Origin of the sequence: Nostoc sp. 'Peltigera membranacea cyanobiont' 210A, assembly GCF_002246015.1 — a bacterium.
In the GTDB taxonomy this organism is placed as follows: domain Bacteria; phylum Cyanobacteriota; class Cyanobacteriia; order Cyanobacteriales; family Nostocaceae; genus Nostoc.
On the sequence record NZ_NOLJ01000007.1, the window covers coordinates 281,288 to 299,169 of the forward strand.

Annotated in this window: 17 protein-coding genes; 7 read left to right on the plus strand and 10 right to left on the minus strand. The window is 40.8% G+C overall.

Translation table 11 applies throughout. The features are described from left to right. Positions 1-353: 353 nt before the first annotated feature. From CDG76_RS39695 to CDG76_RS23265, 3 genes are all read right to left on the minus strand, one after another. Entirely contained in the window at positions 354-434 is an 81-nt protein-coding gene (locus tag CDG76_RS39695) for a hypothetical protein (protein ID WP_442946387.1), read from the minus strand. Between the two features lie 540 nt (positions 435-974). Next, positions 975-2,264 carry a glycosyltransferase family 4 protein gene (locus tag CDG76_RS23260; RefSeq protein WP_094351280.1) on the minus strand — a complete coding sequence of 430 codons (1,290 nt, stop codon included), beginning with the start codon at positions 2,262-2,264 and terminating at the stop codon, positions 975-977. 865 nt (positions 2,265-3,129) lie between these two features. After that, the gene (locus tag CDG76_RS23265; protein WP_094351281.1) at positions 3,130-3,708 is read right to left on the minus strand and encodes a PEP-CTERM sorting domain-containing protein; all 579 of its coding nucleotides are present in this window, start codon (positions 3,706-3,708) and stop codon (positions 3,130-3,132) included. Between the two features lie 252 nt (positions 3,709-3,960). Here CDG76_RS23265 and glyS point away from each other — a divergent pair, with 252 nt between their 5' ends. Both glyS and murD read left to right on the plus strand, forming a co-directional pair. Next, positions 3,961-6,114: a glycine--tRNA ligase subunit beta gene (gene glyS, locus CDG76_RS23270; protein ID WP_094351282.1), complete on the plus strand. Its 2,154-nt coding sequence runs from the start codon at positions 3,961-3,963 to the stop codon at positions 6,112-6,114. An 84-nt stretch (positions 6,115-6,198) separates the two neighbouring features. Further along, complete coding sequence (murD, locus tag CDG76_RS23275; protein WP_223265342.1) at positions 6,199-7,740, plus strand: UDP-N-acetylmuramoyl-L-alanine--D-glutamate ligase; 1,542 nt, start codon at positions 6,199-6,201, stop codon at positions 7,738-7,740. A 139-nt stretch (positions 7,741-7,879) separates the two neighbouring features. Here the strand turns inward: murD and CDG76_RS23280 are convergent, their stop codons facing one another. The 4 genes from CDG76_RS23280 to CDG76_RS23295 form a co-directional block, all read right to left on the minus strand. Next, positions 7,880-8,104, minus strand: coding sequence for a type II toxin-antitoxin system HicB family antitoxin (locus CDG76_RS23280; protein WP_094351283.1), 225 nt, complete (start codon positions 8,102-8,104; stop codon positions 7,880-7,882). 11 nt (positions 8,105-8,115) lie between these two features. After that, entirely contained in the window at positions 8,116-8,262 is a 147-nt protein-coding gene (locus tag CDG76_RS23285) for a type II toxin-antitoxin system HicA family toxin (protein ID WP_317616135.1), read from the minus strand. A 162-nt stretch (positions 8,263-8,424) separates the two neighbouring features. Next, positions 8,425-9,033 carry a hypothetical protein gene (locus CDG76_RS23290; protein WP_094351284.1) on the minus strand — a complete coding sequence of 203 codons (609 nt, stop codon included), beginning with the start codon at positions 9,031-9,033 and terminating at the stop codon, positions 8,425-8,427. Between the two features lie 176 nt (positions 9,034-9,209). Beyond that, the gene (locus CDG76_RS23295; protein WP_094351285.1) at positions 9,210-9,797 is read right to left on the minus strand and encodes a thylakoid membrane photosystem I accumulation factor; all 588 of its coding nucleotides are present in this window, start codon (positions 9,795-9,797) and stop codon (positions 9,210-9,212) included. A gap of 287 nt (positions 9,798-10,084) precedes the next feature. Here CDG76_RS23295 and CDG76_RS23300 point away from each other — a divergent pair, with 287 nt between their 5' ends. The 4 genes from CDG76_RS23300 (at position 10,085) to CDG76_RS37595 (ending at position 13,381) form a co-directional block, all read left to right on the plus strand. Continuing rightward, entirely contained in the window at positions 10,085-11,422 is a 1,338-nt protein-coding gene (locus tag CDG76_RS23300) for a Mur ligase family protein (RefSeq protein WP_094351286.1), read from the plus strand. 96 nt (positions 11,423-11,518) lie between these two features. Continuing rightward, positions 11,519-12,334 carry a type 1 glutamine amidotransferase gene (locus CDG76_RS23305; RefSeq protein WP_094351287.1) on the plus strand — a complete coding sequence of 272 codons (816 nt, stop codon included), beginning with the start codon at positions 11,519-11,521 and terminating at the stop codon, positions 12,332-12,334. 84 nt (positions 12,335-12,418) lie between these two features. Next, the gene (locus CDG76_RS23310) at positions 12,419-13,042 is read left to right on the plus strand and encodes a Uma2 family endonuclease (protein WP_094351288.1); all 624 of its coding nucleotides are present in this window, start codon (positions 12,419-12,421) and stop codon (positions 13,040-13,042) included. A 171-nt stretch (positions 13,043-13,213) separates the two neighbouring features. Beyond that, the gene (locus CDG76_RS37595) at positions 13,214-13,381 is read left to right on the plus strand and encodes a hypothetical protein (RefSeq protein WP_190240953.1); all 168 of its coding nucleotides are present in this window, start codon (positions 13,214-13,216) and stop codon (positions 13,379-13,381) included. A 20-nt stretch (positions 13,382-13,401) separates the two neighbouring features. On the opposite strand, the gene CDG76_RS23315 is transcribed toward CDG76_RS37595, so the two are convergent. Then, complete coding sequence (locus tag CDG76_RS23315; RefSeq protein ID WP_094351289.1) at positions 13,402-13,968, minus strand: hypothetical protein; 567 nt, start codon at positions 13,966-13,968, stop codon at positions 13,402-13,404. 112 nt (positions 13,969-14,080) lie between these two features. After that, entirely contained in the window at positions 14,081-14,674 is a 594-nt protein-coding gene (locus CDG76_RS23320) for a DUF4360 domain-containing protein (protein WP_094351290.1), read from the minus strand. Positions 14,675-15,458: 784 nt separating this feature from the next. On the opposite strand from CDG76_RS23320, the gene CDG76_RS37600 reads away from it, so the two are divergent. Continuing rightward, a complete protein-coding gene (locus tag CDG76_RS37600; RefSeq protein ID WP_190240954.1) occupies positions 15,459-15,611 on the plus strand; it encodes a hypothetical protein in 153 nt (50 codons plus the stop codon). A gap of 231 nt (positions 15,612-15,842) precedes the next feature. Here CDG76_RS37600 and CDG76_RS23325 read toward each other — a convergent pair whose 3' ends face one another. Then, a complete protein-coding gene (locus CDG76_RS23325; protein ID WP_094351291.1) occupies positions 15,843-17,456 on the minus strand; it encodes an NAD(P)H-quinone oxidoreductase subunit 4 in 1,614 nt (537 codons plus the stop codon). Positions 17,457-17,882: the final 426 nt, after the last annotated feature.

A 17,882-nucleotide genomic window follows, 5' to 3' on the forward strand; every position in this document is an offset into this window, starting at 1 on the left:
ACTTGGGCAATCTACTCTTCGCTAAAAAAGCATTATCTGAATAGTTTTTTAGCCCTTTTTTCTCTATGTTGGTGACAAATATGTTTGGGTATTTGGGCGATCGCTCACGATGTCTAGCACCTAAAATGAAGCAATTTTGTTCAGCACATTATGGTTGATTTGTACATTACTTAACTCCGTTCAATTTCTTAAAGTGTAATTTATAGTTTTTTGTTAGTCAGTATAAACCCAGTGCCTTAGCTCAGAGAGAAAGCACGGTTCATGTTGTTGCAGCTAAAGCGCTTATGCCTGTAAAGCGTAGGCGTAGCCCGCCGTTCGCGTAGCGTCTCGTAGAGAAGGCATCGCTTCGGTAATTAGAGCAAGTTAGTAGTTGCTTTTCTGTTTTGGAAATGACGAAATAAAGTTACCTCATTGACCGCAGCAACACCAGCAATTTCTCGTGTTGTCGCTGTGGTTAAACTTGCCGTTGCAAATACCTTAGTTGCTGACTACATCAAGGATGCATAAGTTTGTGCCGTACTTGACGCTAAGTTTTCTATGAGTGTCTGCAAGCGCTTGCTTGCATTATAACCACATAGCAGACGAGATTGGTATAAGTTATAGATGAGTTTATCGCCCTTGAGTACTAGTGAATACTGATCTTAAGGAAGAAAAAAGTCTGGAGCGATGCTTTGTTTACGAGACGCTTGTCTGCGACACGCTACGCGTAGCTTTACTTCTTTGCAGGAAGGAGTAAGCCTACGCTGATTAATTCATCTGTCTTAATCAAAGTTGCGAGTTTCATCAAGTTATCCTCACCAAGAACGACGTGCAATCAGCCAGTGTTCTCTAGATTCCTATTTTTGAGCAGTCTCAACTTCCTACAGTTAGTTCACCCGATCGGTTGATCTTTAACTCACCCGAATGGGTGATTTAATTTATCCCAATCGGGGTTTTGTCTGTGTAGCCAACGAGTGAGAAATCCTCAATCCCCTTCAACCATCTACAACTGATTTTTTAGAATCGAATTTTGGTAAAATCCCCACAGTTGATTTTCGGTTGGTAACAATATGAGAAAAAAGCCACTCATAGCGATCGAGCGCTTGCTCTAAGGAATAGTTTTCTTCGGCAAATTGTCTTCCTGTGTTACCTAGCTTCCTCCCTAGAGCCGGATTAGCATATAAATCATGCACCGCCGCGGCCATTGCCTGGGGCGATTCTGGTTCAACAACTATCCCACCACCGCTGAGTTCGATGGCTTTAGCAGCAGTACCAGTGGCGGGAACTGAACCCACAATTGGGCGACCACTCGCCAACAAAAGTGGTATTTTTGAAGGCATATTGAACGAAATCACATTGTGCTTTTGCACAATTAGCCCGACATCAGAAGCTGCTAGCATTTCAGGTAGTTTTTCTCGCGGCTGTAACGGTAGTAGCAAAACATTATCAGCTCCATTTGATAGACAATATTCCTGCAACCTTTGCAATGCTCTTGATTCCCCAACAATGACAAAGACAATATCTTTGATATGACGTAAACAAACGGCTGCTTCGATTACTGTCTCTAAACCTTGCGTTAGAGCAATGTTGCCTGAATAAAGCACTACGAATTTCCCATCTAATTGATGGTTAGATATCCAAGAGTTGCTCTGTTTCGGTAACGGGCGAATGAAATTTACATTTACCCAATTGGGAATACAAACGATTTTATTAACCGGTACTCCCTTATTTACTAAATTCTCCCGAAACCCATCAGTGATCACACTAATAGTGTGTGCAGTCCGATATGCAAATTTCTCTAAAGCTGCAAGAGTTCGGATCATCCACTTGTTTTTTAATAGCCCGATACGCACAGCAGCTTCTGGTAAAATATCTTGCACATTTAGAACTACTGGGCAGTTGTATAACCAGCCCAATGTTGTTGCTGGCAACGTACCTAGTAGCGGCGGGACTGTTAAAATAATCACATCTGGCCGCCCACCTTTAAAGGCTTGGGGTAAGCTCGTGAAAACAAAGCTCAACTCCAGCAACAGCCGATCCACGAGGTTAGGTTTAGACTTAATTCGCACGTAACTTCGCGCAATTGTGACGCCGTTTTTTTGTTCCGTAAGATACCATTTATTCTGATACCCATCGTAAATTTCGCGCTGAGGATAGTTGGGCATTCCCGTAATCACTCGCACTTGATGACCTCGCTTTACTAGTCCTTCTGCCAATTCAGTCATTAACGGAGCAATTCCAATTGGCTCTGGATGATAGTTGTAGGAATAAATCAGAATATGCATGAACTATTTATGAATTTTGTGAAGATAGCATGAGACGATCGGATGACTTAATGAATAGCCAGTGGGGGCTGCTATTTTTATTATTTACAGAATTTTTTTGCATGAAGTACAAAGCTAGCTTTTTGGAAGCAGTAGGCAGAGATAGAAACTGTTTATATCTGATTTGTATCCCTGCATTTTGTTACCTCATTTATTTACAAATGCTGTATTTTGACTGATTAAATTGTTTGATTAAAAAAAATGTGTTAAACATTGGTTAGAAATTTTCTTCATAGTTTTCACAAGATAATTTTTGTACTGCATAAAACACTTAAAAATTAAAATATGACTTTGTATACACAGGTTAGGCTATTGAAATATAGACTTTATTTTCTAGTGATGATGACAATAGTTGGTCTGTTTATCTCCGAACTAATGCCTCAATTTATACTTGGAGAATTGTAACATTATATTCACTGTTATGCATATAACCCTCATTCCGCCTTTTCAACTGGCACATGAAGTATTTTGAACCAAGTTATCAGTATTGTATTCATTAAGCAAAATCCAACTTTTTGAGTAGTTCAAAGGCACTGAGCAAAACAGTGTTGGGTGCTGAGTCATAAATGCTGGGGTAAAAGTAAAAATTAATTTCACTCAGCCCTGAGCTTTGTAAAAGTGTTGATGACAAACTAATAGACATTTGGTGAAATTAAATATGCGTTATCCAGAATCCTTGTATAGACTTAGCAGTGCTACGTCTCTAAATTTTTTTTACTCATATTTCTAATGAGGTTATATGATAACCCCACTAGTTAACTGAACTAGTAGGGCTAGAATAGAGATTCAGTAAATTTGGCAAGCTCTGACTAGAAAGCCCTAATTTCTAGTAAGAGGCTTGCTTTTTCTTGAAAGTTGAAGCTACACCCAAACCAGCAAATGCTAGCAAACCCAAGAGAGAAGCAGGCTCTGGGACTTTGGACACTTGAATAGAGCCGGAATTTTGATCCAGTGTTGTTGACGTTCCCTGTTGATCGATATCCTGACGTAAAAACAAAGAGTCGCCAACCGTTCCCTGGAAGAAATATTCTCCAATTACACCCGTTCCTCCGGCGACATCAAAGGGGCCAAATAATGTCTGAGTGGAAGTATTAAAATTGAAAGCGAAGAAGTTAGATTCTGATACTCCACCACTAACGGTGTTATAGGTTCCCAGAAGATTTTTAGATGGGTCTAAGAAAGAGACACTCAAGGATTGTAAAAAATTGGTGGCTCCACTACCAAGTTCTGAAATGATTGTTGGTGCTGTAGTTTCGTCGTAGCTGAATGAACCTGTTGCTGAGTAACCAGCATCACCTTGCCAGTTAAAGTTTAATTCAATAGCTTGGGCTGGGTTGTTAGCACTAGTAGCGATCGCAACACTGGTTGCTACGATCGCGGTGATTTTGGCGAAAATATTTTTCATGGTCATAACTCCAAAATTGATTGTCATAATGCATATATCAATGCATCAATCAACACTAAGCTTACGATAGAAATATATATCCGTAAATACCGCACAAAATACGGTATGTAATGTAATGAATTTATGAAGAGAAGCACTTGTTTTATAAAGTTTTGCATAAAATGTCAAGTCTATGATTCAGCTAAAAATCACGAGCGATCGCCTGAGAATAACTGATAAAGTTGAGCTACGCAAAGTTGAAAACAGTGTTATATGCCTGGGTTTCTATTAGAAGTTGGTACAGAAGAACTACCTGCAAGTTTTCTCAGTGATGCTTTAGTGCAATGGCAGGAACGCATTCCCCAAAGCCTGGAAGCAAACAGTCTCAAGGGCGCAAGTGTCCAGGTGTACGGTACTCCCCGGCGGCTGGCGGTAGTGATTACAGGGCTACCATCGCAGCAACCAGATCGAGAAGAAGAAATTAAAGGGCCCCCCGCCCAAGCCGCCTTTAAAGATGGTCAGCCGACAGCCGCCGCCGCAGGTTTTGCCAAAAAGCAAGGTGTGGAACTGGATGCGCTGTCAGTTCGCCCCACTGACAAAGGGGAATTTGTCTTTGTGCAAAAAAGAATTCCCGGTCGTCCTGTGGCGGAAATTTTGACAGAACTTGTTCCCCAGTGGATTTGGGGGTTAGAAGGTAAGCGGTTAATGCGTTGGGGGAATGGGGATGCGAGGTTTTCCCGACCAATTCGTTGGCTGGTAGCTTTGTTAGATAAGACGGTGCTGCCTTTAGAATTAGTAAATGGTTCTAAAACGGTTCAGAGCGATCGCATTTCTCAAGGTCATCGGGTTTTGCATCCTGAACCTGTGACAATTCCCCAAGCTACTGATTATGTTACCGCCCTCAAGTCTGCTTATGTCAACGTTGACCCAGAAGAACGGGCAAATCTGATCAAAGAGCAAGTAAATGCAGTCGCAGAGAATTTAGGCGGGTATACAGTAATTTACCCCGATTTATTAGCGGAAGTAACCAACCTTGTAGAATATCCCTCCGCAGTTGTTGGTAAATTTGAACCAGAATTTTTAGAATTACCAACTGAGGTAATTACTGAAGTGATGGTTACTCATCAACGTTATTTTCCTGTATTCAAACCAGGGAGTTTTGAGCAAGAATTATTACCAAATTTCATCACCATTTCTAACGGCGATCCCAAAAAATCAGATATTGTTGCTGTCGGCAATGAAAGGGTAATTCGTGCCAGATTAGCTGATGGTAGATTTTTCTATGAAGCTGATTTAACTAAGCCAATAGAAAGCTTTTTACCTCAGTTAGAAAAAGTAACTTTTCAAGAAGAATTGGGTTCGGTGCGTGCCAAGGTAGATAGAATAGTTCAAATTGCCGAGCAAATTAGCAGTCAATTAGAATTAGCGGAAAATCAAAGCCAAAGAATCCAACGTGCTGCTTTATTATGTAAAGCAGATTTGGTAACTCAAATGGTGTATGAATTCCCCGAATTACAAGGCATTATGGGAGAAAAATATGCCTTAGCCAGCGGTGAAGATGCCGAAGTAGCAAAGGCAATTTATCAACATTATTTGCCAAAGGGAGCCGGTGATATTTTACCTGAAACACTCACGGGTAAAATTGTCGGTTTAGCAGATAGATTAGATACTTTAGTGAGTATCTTTGGTTTAGGCTTAATTCCTTCCGGTTCATCTGATCCCTTCGCCTTGCGCCGTGCAGCTAATGCTGTAGTTAAAATTGTTTGGTTTGATAATTTGCCGATAAATTTAGATGATTTATTGGCGCAAATAGCAACAGACTTTGCAGCAAAATATCATAAAGATGGGACATCATTAACCACAGCATTACAAGAGTTCTTCTTGCAACGCATCCGCACTTTACTACAAGAAGAAAAGCAGATTGATTACGACTTAGTAAATGCAGTTTTGGGAGAAAATGACCCAGAATACACAGAACGGACGTTAAAAGATTTATTGGATGTCCGCGATCGCGCCTTCTACTTACAACAAATCCGCAAGGATAGTACCTTAGATAACATCTACGAAACTGTTAACCGTTCCACACGATTAGCCGCCCAAGGTGATTTGGATACAAAACAACTAGAACCAACAACCGTAGTTCGTCAAGAATTATTTCAAAAGCCCTCTGAGATAGCTTTGTATAATGCGCTAATCGAATCAGTGCCGCTTGCCTCAGCAGCACAGCAGACACGAAATTATCAACTATTAGTAGCAGCACTCACAAAAATTGCTCCAGCAGTTAGTAACTTCTTTGATGGCCCAGATAGCGTTTTAGTTATGGACTCCGATCCAGAAGTCAAGCGTAATCGACTACATCTGCTGGGATTAGTTCGCAATCATGCCCGTGTTTTAGCTGACTTCGGTGCGATCGTCAAAAATCTGTAGCGTAGGTCAACAAAAACTTGTGTAATTTTTGCCAAGAAAGGCTACTATAGGGAGTGCTTAACCAGGGACACTCTGCTGCAATCTATGTCCAAAGCTACTGTTATTGGATTGGGAAAGTCCGGTGTTGCTGCGGCGAGATTGTTGAAACGGGAAGGTTGGGAGGTAGAGCTGAGCGATCGCAACACCTCCAAAACCCTCCTAGAACAACAACAAGAACTCGCTGCCGAGCAAATAACCGTTAAACTAGGACAATCCCTAGAATTGAATGGTGCTAATTTACCCCAATTAATAGTCGTTAGTCCTGGCGTGCCTTGGGATATTCCCGTATTAGTTGAGGCACGCCAACTAGGTATTGAAACCATTGGCGAAATGGAACTCGCTTGGCGAAATTTGCGATCGCTACCTTGGGTAGGAATTACCGGTACTAACGGCAAAACTACTACCACAGCTTTAATTGCTGCCATATTCCAAGCAGCAGAATTAAATGCACCCGCCTGCGGTAATATTGGCTACGCCGCTTGTGAAGTTGCCCTATCTTACAGGGGGAGAGGAGCAGGGGAAGCAGGGGGGGCAGGGGAGGCAGGGGGAGCATTTGATAATTCCTCACTCCTAACTCCTAACTCCTCACTCCTAACTCCTCACTCCTCACTCGATTGGGTGATTGCGGAAGTTAGCAGCTATCAAATAGAATCTTCGAGTTCTCTTGCTCCCCGGATCGGTGTTTGGACGACTTTCACACCGGATCACCTCAGTCGCCATCAGACTTTAGAGAACTATTACAACATCAAAGCCAAGTTATTACGTCAGTCGGAGTTGCAAGTATTCAATGGCGATGATGCCTACTTGAGCCAGTTAGGTTTAAGTGCTTGGCCTGATGCCTATTGGACAAGTGTCAGAGGAAAAGATTTTCTGATTAGCGAAAAAGGCTTTTATATCGAAGACGGCTGGGTTGTGGAAAAATTGACTGCAACCTCGACACCAGAACCGATTGTGAAAGTATCTAGTTTGCGAATGGTGGGAGAACATAACCAGCAAAATCTGTTGATGGCAGTAGCAACAGCAAGATTAGCGGGAATTAATCGTGATGCGATCGCGCGTGCAGTTCGGGAATTTCCTGGTGTTGCCCATCGTTTGGAGCATATCTGCACATGGGAAGGGATTGATTTTATTAACGACAGCAAAGCCACCAACTATGATGCGGCTGAAGTAGGTTTAGCATCTGTTAACAGTCCAGCGATTTTAATTGCTGGTGGAGAAGCCAAAGCAGGTGATGATACTGCTTGGCTAGCACAAATTCAAACCAAAGCTGCTGCTGTGTTATTGATTGGTTCTGCTGCACCCGCATTTGCCAAACGTCTGCGAGAGGTGGGGTATGATAACTACCATATTGTGGAAACTATGGAAAGGGCAGTTCCCAAGTCGGCAGAATTAGCCAAGCAGTATCAAGCGCCTGTAGTGTTGCTATCTCCAGCTTGTGCGAGTTTCGACCAGTACCCAAATTTTGAGGTGCGGGGCGATCGTTTCCGTCATCTATGTCTTGCTTGGGCAGGAGGTTGGAAACCCGCCAGAGTAGAACTTCCAGAACTTGAAAACTCTAGTCAAGAGTCCATAGTTCAAAGTCGATAAGCATCGTTTCTTAACAAGTTCGTAGTAAGGACTTTAGTCCTTGTTTTCTAAGCACTAAAGTCCTTACTATAAACTTTCAAAACTAACTTGAGAAAATACTATAAGGATTGTTTAGTGCTAATTTAGTAGTTTTCTATAATTATATTTTGCTGTAGTTTGCAACTTCAACCTCATGAGCAATGCTTGTAGGTTTAGGAATAGGTAAACCATCTTCTAGCATTCCTTCTATATGAAATTCAATAGCTTCTGCAATCATCTGCTTAACTTCTTCTAAAGTTTCACCCACAGCTACACAACCTGGTAAATTAGGGACATAAGCAGAGTAATTACCTTCAGCCTTTTCAATCACCACTACATACTGCATTGCGGTTCTCCTTATAACTGTGCTTGCCTCCAAATACTACTGAGAGTACCAGGGGCTAAGTCGTCAGACAATTTACCTGGAACTGTAACCACACCGGGTTTATCAGGATGTTTGAACTGTCGATGACTACCTTTATGTTCTATCAAGATACCAACCATCAGCTTCCAGTCGCTTGATTACATCACGTACTTTCATGCTACTACTTATCTGTACAGTTAAAATTTCTGTTACAGATAGAGTGCCTTATTAAGAAAGCAAAGTAAACGCAATTCTATCCGTCATTTTGTCGTGGTTTTCAGTATTCCTACCCTACATATCAATCAACCAATGGGACGATTTCCGGGATTGACTGCATGAATATATTCACTACCCGATCGCGGTCTTCCTCGTTTATAATAAGCTTCTTCTGGTTTACCCCATCCTAGCTGCAAAATCATTTCCAAAAAGCTAGAATTTTCCCACTTGCACAAACTTGCCCACTCTGTTCTTTGAACAATTCTCTCTACATCAGAGGTGACAATTTGTTGGTGTTGTTTACTATTATTGAAACTCAAGTATAAATCCATTCCTATAGTGACTTCATACCAAAATTCTACGATAGAATTTTTAGCGGCTTTTAATATCTCTAAGTCACCATTGAGGGCAATTAACTCAGTATCTATTTCGGGATAGTGCAAGTTTTTTCCTTTAACTGTCACTTCTCGCCAAATAATACCAGAAACTCGATTTTCTTTCTGATACTCGTGAATTGCAGTTTTAAAATCTTGATAGGCAGTAAACTGTTGCAACCCATCAGTTCTTATAAACTGGTCAATTACAGGATTGCCAGAGATTTTTATTTCTAACTTTAAGCGTTTTCCTTTCAGACAAGCTTGGCGCTCGGCTGCCAAAATTTGAATTAGCTCCTGGGTGGTGTAAACCTTTGACATCAGAATACACTCTAGTTAATTATTGGGCAATGGGCATTGATTACAGACTATAGACTATGGATTAATTTCCTCAATTGTTAACACAGATATTTCAATATTATGCTTTGACCTTGGTGGCAATGTAGTAGCAGATATAACTAAAAATTAGGGCAGACCAAATTGGTCTACCCCATAAGTTACTTAGCTAACTCACTACTAAACTCGTTAAAGGCTCGCCGCTTTAGCTGTGCTGTTTCAGTGCGTGGTAATAAATCAAAGATTTTGCGAAATTGATCATCTATCTCTTCAAAAGCTACTTGACCCTTTTTATTCAAAACTACCTCACCTGATTTATTTAACACCACGACTTGAGGAACACTCCCAGCAAAGTAATATCCTGGTTCTGTTGGATCGTAGGTCTCTTTAGGCGGGATAGTATCTACATTAATCGGCATAATCTCTGCTACTCGACCATAGAATTCCTGTACCCGTGAAATGGAAATGGCATATCTTTTGGAATCGCTACTATCATCCAGATAAAAAGCCAAAAATACGGGTTTATGTTCCGCTAAAGTCTGTGCTAGTGACTGTCTGGGAGGAACCAATGAACCATTGCCAGCATAAACGACAAAGATGTTGCCATCATATAAATCATTATTAAGACCAGCAGATGCAGGTTGCATACTTATAATGAAAAGACTTACAAGCAACAACAGGCATTTGGACAACCACCTTCGCCAGCCAGTAATTTGTTTATGTAAAAAAAGAAACTTTGTGCTATTCATCAAAAGGAACCTTGCAAGCTACTACTTGTTGTGAGTTTGTGCTGAATTTGGCCAACTGGGCTGGATATGTAATTACGCCCACGCACTATTTTTTAAGATAACGCCTACTGAGATTATCTCTCGCAAGTGGCTGGTATCGCTACGCGCAAGTCAAAACAGAGGTAAAGTAGCGCAACAATCCAAAATCTCAAATTGCGAATACTGGCTTTTTCAGCCAGGATTCGCTAAACTCACAAGATTAAATTTGCACTTTTAATTAGCAACCGCCAGAAGACTAGGGTACAGATGTGGGAAACAAAATACAATTCATAGATAGGCTGCGATTGGGTTTCGCAGTGTCAGTGGCAAAGAGTGTGACCTTTATAGTGCGATCGCTCCGTCTGGGTGCTGCTAGTGTATTACCAGGCTCGATTGCTCGTCGTATTGAACCCAGACTCTTACAATTATTGAGTCAGCAAGTTAAAAATGGAGTGATTTTAATTGCTGGTACTAACGGCAAAACGACTACAGCGCTGCTTTTATGCACGATATTAGAACGTAAGGGTTTTCGTGTCACTCATAATTCTACAGGTGCAAATCTGGAAAATGGCTTGATGACGGCGCTGTTAGAAAGCACCAACTTACTAGGTACGCTAAATACTGATTACGCCATCTTAGAAGTTGATGAAAATATTGTACCAAGAGTATTAGCGCCACTCCAGCCACGAATTATTCTCTGTTTAAACTTGTTTCGCGACCAACTCGATAGGTACGGGGAAGTAGATACAATCAGTAAGCGTTGGACAAAAGTTATTTCTACCCTACCAGCAGAAACGGTAGTAATTCCCAATGCTGATGACCCAACTTTATCTAACCTCGGTCAGCAGTTACCCCAACGGGTGTTATTTTTTGGCTTGAATGAACCAGAACATTATCTAGAAGCTATTCCTCACGCTGTTGATTCTATTTATTGTCCAAAATGCGGACATTCTTTAGATTACAAGGGTGTTTATTTGTCTCATTTGGGAGATTTTACTTGTCCTAAGTGTGGTTTTACAAAAAGTAAACCGACTCTCGAAAGTAGTGAATGGTCGCAAATTCTAGTTGGTTTGTACAACAAATATAATACTTTGGCGGCGGCAACTGCGGCTATTGAGTTAGGAGTTGATGAAGCAACAATCAGAGATAGTATTAACAATTTTCAAGCTGCTTTTGGTCGGGCTGAAGATTTAGTAATTAACGGTAAACGAGTGCGAATATTGTTATCAAAAAATCCTGTGGGAACGAATGAAACCATTCGCGTAGTTACTCAAAGCACAGATAAAACCACACTGCTAGTCTTGAACGATCGCACACCCGATGGCACTGATGTATCCTGGATTTGGGACGTAGACACCGAGAAATTAGTCGAACGCGGCGGGACTTTAGTAGTGAGTGGCGATCGCGTCTACGATATGGCACTACGTCTACGTTACAGCCAAAAGTCCCTTGAGAGCAACTTAAATCTAATTGTCGAAGAAGATTTGCGACAAGCGATCGCTACTGCATTAGAGCATACACCAGAGAATGAAACTCTGCATATTCTACCCACCTATTCAGCCATGCTAGAAGTGCGAGAAGTTCTGACTGGTCGTAAAATTCTTTAAATTGGGTAGTGGGAATTAAAGAAATTTTTCCCATTCCTCAGTTCCCAACACCTAATCCAATTACGAATTACGAATTACGAATTACGAATTATGAATATGAGTTCTCAAAATTTAGAATTAACAATTGGTTGGCTTTATCCGACGCTGATGAGTACTTATGGCGATCGCGGTAATGTAATTACTATAGAACGTCGCGCTCAATGGCGGGGATACGATGTGAAAGTATTACCCCTAGATCAAAATTCCACAGCCGCAGATATTAAAACTGTAGATGTCATAGTTGGTGGTGGCGCACAAGATCGTCAGCAAGAAATTGTCATGCGTGATTTGCAAGGTGCAAAAGCTGACGCAATGCGCGACAAAATCGAAAATGGAACACCGGGAGTATTTACTTGCGGTTCACCCCAATTACTGGGACATTATTATGAACCAGGCTTGGGACAACGAATTGATGGTTTGGGAATACTCGATTTAGTTTCTGTGCATCCTGGTGAAAATACTAAGCGCTGTATTGGGAACTTGGTAATTGAAGTGACAGCTTCACGTCTAGCGCGGGATTTAAAAGAGATGACGGGTAGTACACCGTATTTGGTAGGCTTTGAAAATCACGGCGGACGTACCAAACTAGGAAAAGTGGAAGCTTTAGGGCGAGTGGTATACGGCTTGGGGAATAATGGTGAAGATGGGACAGAAGGAGCATTTTATCAGAATGCGATCGCTACTTATTCCCACGGCCCTTTGTTACCAAAAAATCCCTTTGTCGCCGATTGGTTAATTCAAACAGCACTGCGGCTAAAGTATCAGCAGGAAATTACCTTAAAACCTTTTGACGATAGCCTTGCTGTACAAGCACGAGAAGCAATGTTTAAGCGCTTGAAAGTGAGTTTACCAGCTGCTGCGGCGAAAGTTTAACCTAAGTTCGCTGATTAAGCCTCTCTTCGTGTCGGGGAGAGGTTTGGAGAGGGGTCAAATTTGACATCAAGCAAAAGGCAAAGCATGACTCAAGCCTTAACCAAACAAGTAACATTTGATGAATTTATCGCTTGGTATCCCGAATCTTCAGACAGGCATTATGAACTACATGATGGGGTAATTGTTGAAATGCCTAAGCCAAGAGGGAAGCACTCAGAGATAGCTGGGTTTATAAATGGTTCTTTGTTTATTGAAATTGCCCGTTTGTCAATCCTTTGCTTTATCCCTAAAGAATGCGTCATCAAGTCACTTAATACTGATTCCGGTTATGAACCAGATGTCATTGTTCTTGATAGACAAGCTCTCAGCAATGAACCACGCTGGAAAAAAGAATCTATCATTACGCTGGGTAGTTCCGTCAAGTTGGTTGTAGAAGTTGTTTCAACCAACTGGAGTGATGATTATGCTTTGAAACTAGAGGATTACGAGTCTTTGGGCATTCTTGAATATTGGATTGTAGACTATTTAGGTTTAGGTGGTAGGCGGTTTATTGGCAATCCTAAACAACCAACTATCTCGATTTACCAATTAATTGAAGGTGAGTATCAAGTTAGGCAATTTCGGGGAAATGACCGCATTCAGTCGCCAGTATTCCCAGAGTTGAATTTAACTGCTGAACAGATTTTTCGGGCTGGAGAAGTCCTGTAAAAAAAGGCTAAAGAAGTAAAAGAGTCATCAAAGACTCATCCACGAGTATCGAAGACTCGTTTACAAGCCAATCTAAGCCATTGGTAATGATAAATTCTTTTTAGATTCAGTAAAAATTATTAGCTCTCATACCGCAATTTCTGAGGTGAGACGCTACGACATCTCAAGCTTTTGAGGATAGCGATACCTACGGTGGGCTGCGCCTACGCAATTCGCCAACAGAGTCATTCCATTCGCCAAGGCTACAAACGGACTGTATTACATGGAATTGAGAACTGCTATTTAATCAACCGCGATCGCACCACCCCAACATATTACTGTTCTTCACCTTTCTCCTGAAGGAGCGCTAAAACCAAATTTTATTGTTGTTGAAGTGCAAACTTCATTTCTGTAAACTCTAATTCTCCTCCGTTCGTCATTAATACTAAATTAACGCCTAAAACACTTTTTCCTGTAGTTGTATAGTTAGTTGGAGGTATTTGATTAGTCAAATCAAAATTCATAGCACTTCCATAGATCATTTGATATGGAGTTGGTTTATCGCCAAGTAAAAATGATGTGATAGCTACTCGTGCTGGTGCTTTCTTGACTACACCTTTTAAAGCTAAAGGCACGAGCCTAAATTGCTTTTGAGTATTAGAGGTATCAATTCTAACGATACATCTAGCCCTTGGCGATTGTGCGTTTACAGTTATAGGAGAGCCAAGTGTAAACTGATTTATTTGCGGATCGAAACTTATATTACATCTCTTATTAACCAAAAACTTTGGCTGGTTGTCTATTGCAGCAGCAGTACTAGATGAATTGCCATCATAACAATACAAAAAAAACAAGCAGATTAATATGAAAAAATTACGTGCATCACTTAATCTCAACATAACTTCCTCTCCATCAACAGAAATTTGTAATCTTAAAGAAGAATACATTCGGTAGATTCAATGAGTGGGGGATTTAGACCCATCACTCATTGAAGACCACCAAATTTGGAATTTGGTTCGGTGTATCACCATCTATCCGCAGAATTGCTAAAAGCAACTACTAGCAACGCTTTAGGTCAAAATAAAGTCTCACATCCCCAGCATTGATATCGGCTGTATCAACGAAAATAGAACTTGCTCGTGAGGATTGTGCAATCATATTAATACCTAATAGTCCTTGCCCACCACCACTACATAAACCTGTAGCAGCTAGAACAGTAATCTCATCTTGCTCCGCAAATGCCTTACTAGATGTAAACTTGGTAGTTTTAGGGGGAGCTACGGCTTGACCAAGAGCACCACCACTAAAGCTATAAGTTCTGCTTAAGCTGGTACCTTTACTCCCTCTATCAATATCAGTAGTTCCTTGGTACAGTACTTGTACATCTTGGACTATAAAACCACTTGGAATAAAAGTTTGAACACGTAAAATACACTTTTGACGCTGACCATTGAATGCACTAAAGTTATCCAAGACGATCGATAAGCTTCTACCATCATCTCCAGGAAGCTGATCGGCAACACTACATCCACCAGAACCGAGTGCATCTCCAAAAGTAATACTAGGCTCTCCAGCCAAAACCTTGGTCGTAAGCACATTCATTCCAAGAATTGTAGATAGAGACAGTAATACACCAAATTGTTTAAAGTTCATATTGATTGTACCTATGTTGTTAAAGTTGTTTTTTCATGAAAAATGCAGTCAAAATGCATCTCCCTCAACTATTTAACTAGTGCAGGATAAATTGCTAGAAGGTTTACTTTATTTAGAAACTAAATCGTTTTTAACTGTGGCAGGAATTAACTTAGTGTAGGTATAGCAACACCTTCGTAGAACTCACCTGTAATAGCCTAAAGTCTTGAGATTAAAAAATGGCAATTTCTCTGTAAAATCCATGAGATAACTCTCCTGTAGATGCAAAAGTAGAATTAAGCCTCAATACCTTTGCTAAAAAAAGAGGTAGTCTAGCTTTTGCCGAAAGACCCCAACGCCAGAAGGCTGTAAACCCTCAAGGTAATTAATTGCAATAGTTGAGTGTCTCTATCTTGAAGTTACAAAAAGAATCTGAGGAACTTGTGAGGAAATATAGTACTTATTAAAACTTAAACTTTGTCAGTACTAAGGCTAGATTTTGCTGGAATATCAATAAAATCAATCTTAAAACTATAGAGATATTTATGTCATTTGTTCTTATATTAGACATCTGATAAAAAAGAATGTGAGGAACTTGTGAGGAAATATGGTACTTATTAAAACTTAAATTTTTTCTAAGATTCAGGCTTGCGTTTGCTAGTATATGAATAAAACTAACATTAAAGCTACAGAGATATTTCTGTCGTTTCTTCTTGTATTCAACATCTGGTGAAAAAGAATGTAGAGACATTACATTACAACGTCTCTACAAGGGTTGCAGGTAACGCATAACTAATTTCTGGATATGTCTATTACTTTTATAGAGTCGCAGAATTTGATAATTCAGATAAGCAAGCCTAAGCTCGACTTTATCCGATTACGCCGCATAAACGGGCATCAAGTATTTTTTGGCTCCTGTGATGCCGAAAAAGCAAAAGCAACAGCAGTGATTCGGTAGCGATACCTTTATTGTCCAAGCTTGACAACAATTGTTGCATTCATGGGGTAGTGAGTGAGGTGCGTTAGTATTCGCGTAGCATCTGTCTGCGAATGCGTCTACATGAATTGCCCCTACCTAAAAATCTATTTCAACTCAATAATTCCAAAATTTTAGGGGTGGTTATGAAACCACCCCTTTATTCTCCTAATATTTAGAATTTACTTGCAGACCCCTTAATGGGAAGTTAATTTACTCAGAAATGTTAATCGAACTTTCAACTTGAGAAGTAGCCAATGTTGGTGCAGAGAAAATACGCGAGTACAGACTTGATGGTTGTTGATGAGCAACAACTGGTAAAACTTGACGAGCATGAGCGGCTAATTCTACTGCTTTCACATCATACGTCTGCGTTGCCAACTTGGGATAAAACCCGATTCCGATGATTGGCAGTAGCAAACAAGCAGTAATAAATATTTCGCGGGGTTTAACATCAGATATTACAGCATCCAAGTGCAACTCTTTATTTTGCTCACCGTAGAACACTTGACGCAGCATCGACAGTAAATAAATCGGTGTCAAAATCACGCCAACTGCTGACAACAGCACGACTACAACTTTGAAACTGGAACTGTAAACATCACTGCTGGCGATACCCAGAAACACCATCAACTCACCCACAAAACCACTCATTCCGGGTAAGGCGAGAGAAGCCATTGAACCAATGGTAAACAGAGCAAAGGTTTTGGGCATTACCTTGGCCATACCGCCCATTTTATCCATCATCAAGGTGTGGGTGCGATCGTAAGTCACGCCAGACAGGAAGAACAAGCTAGCAGCAATCAAGCCGTGGGAAACCATCTGTAATACTGCACCGCTGATACCAAGCTCTGTGTAAGAGGCAATCCCAATCAGCACAAACCCCATGTGGGCAATTGAAGAGTAAGCCAAACGGCGTTTGAGATTGGTTTGAGCAAAGGCACAGCAAGCACCGTAAACAATATTAACCACACCCAAAACTGCTAATACTGGAGCAAAAGTCACATGTGCATTGGGCAACATTTCCACATTGAAGCGGATGAGAGCATAACCACCCATTTTTAACAACACACCAGCCAAAATCATCGAACCTGGTGCTGATGCTTCACCGTGAGCATCAGGTAGCCAAGTGTGTAAAGGGAAAATTGGTAACTTCACACCGAAGGCTATTAAGAAACCTGCATAAACTAGCAATTCTAAGGTTTTGGGATATTCTTTCATTCCTAGAGTCGCCATGTCGAAAGTGATGGTATCTCCAGAGAATGCCATTGCAAAACCAGCAATCAAGATAAATATTGATGCAGCAGCGGTGTAAAGAATGAATTTGGTAGCGGCATAACGGCGGTTTTGTCCTCCCCAAATGGAAATCAGCAGGTAAACCGGCACTAACTCGATTTCCCACATTAGGAAGAACAACAGCAAATCTTGGGCAACAAATACGCCAAGTTGGGCGCTGTACATCGCTAACATCAAACCATAAAATAATCGCGGCTTGGTGGTAACTTTCCAAGCCGCGAATATTGCGAGGGTATTTATTAAGCCTGTCAGAAGTAGTAAGGGCATCGATAAACCATCAACCCCCACAGCCCAATGCAAACCTAACTGCGGTATCCAAGGATAGTTTTCTACGAGTTGGAGTGTTGAACTCTGGAAGTCGTAGTTATACCAAAAGGCATAAATCATCAGTGCAAAGTCGGCAAAAGCAACTCCCAGACCATACCAGCGGACAGTTCTACCTTCCTTGTCTGGGATTAGGGGGATGGCTAAGGTAGCCACCAAGGGTAAGAGGATTATGGCTGTTAGCCAGGGAAATTCAATAGCATTCATCACTTCTGACAATCAATTTGGCTTATCGCTTTTAATTTAATTGTATTAAGGAATCAATACTTTTGTAAACATTCTTTAACTCTAGAAAATTAAATTTTTGATATAGATAAGAACATATACTCATTGAATGTCAAATTATCAGGATAAATAAGAATAAATACTTATCTGTTTTTGACGACTCCATTCTAAATGTAAACTTTTGCAACGTCAACTAAAGCCACCGTTACAATACAGTTATATTTCCTGCTTCAGCCCCATTTTCAGGGCTATCTAGTCTATGCTTCTAAGTTGAGTCATAGATTTAACTCCCAACCCCTTCCCTACTAACGTTGTGCAGGGTGGAGAAAAATGGATAACTAACAACTATGATCTTGTCTAATCAATTGCAGCAAGTCTCAGACTACTATAGGCGCATCTGGGGATGAA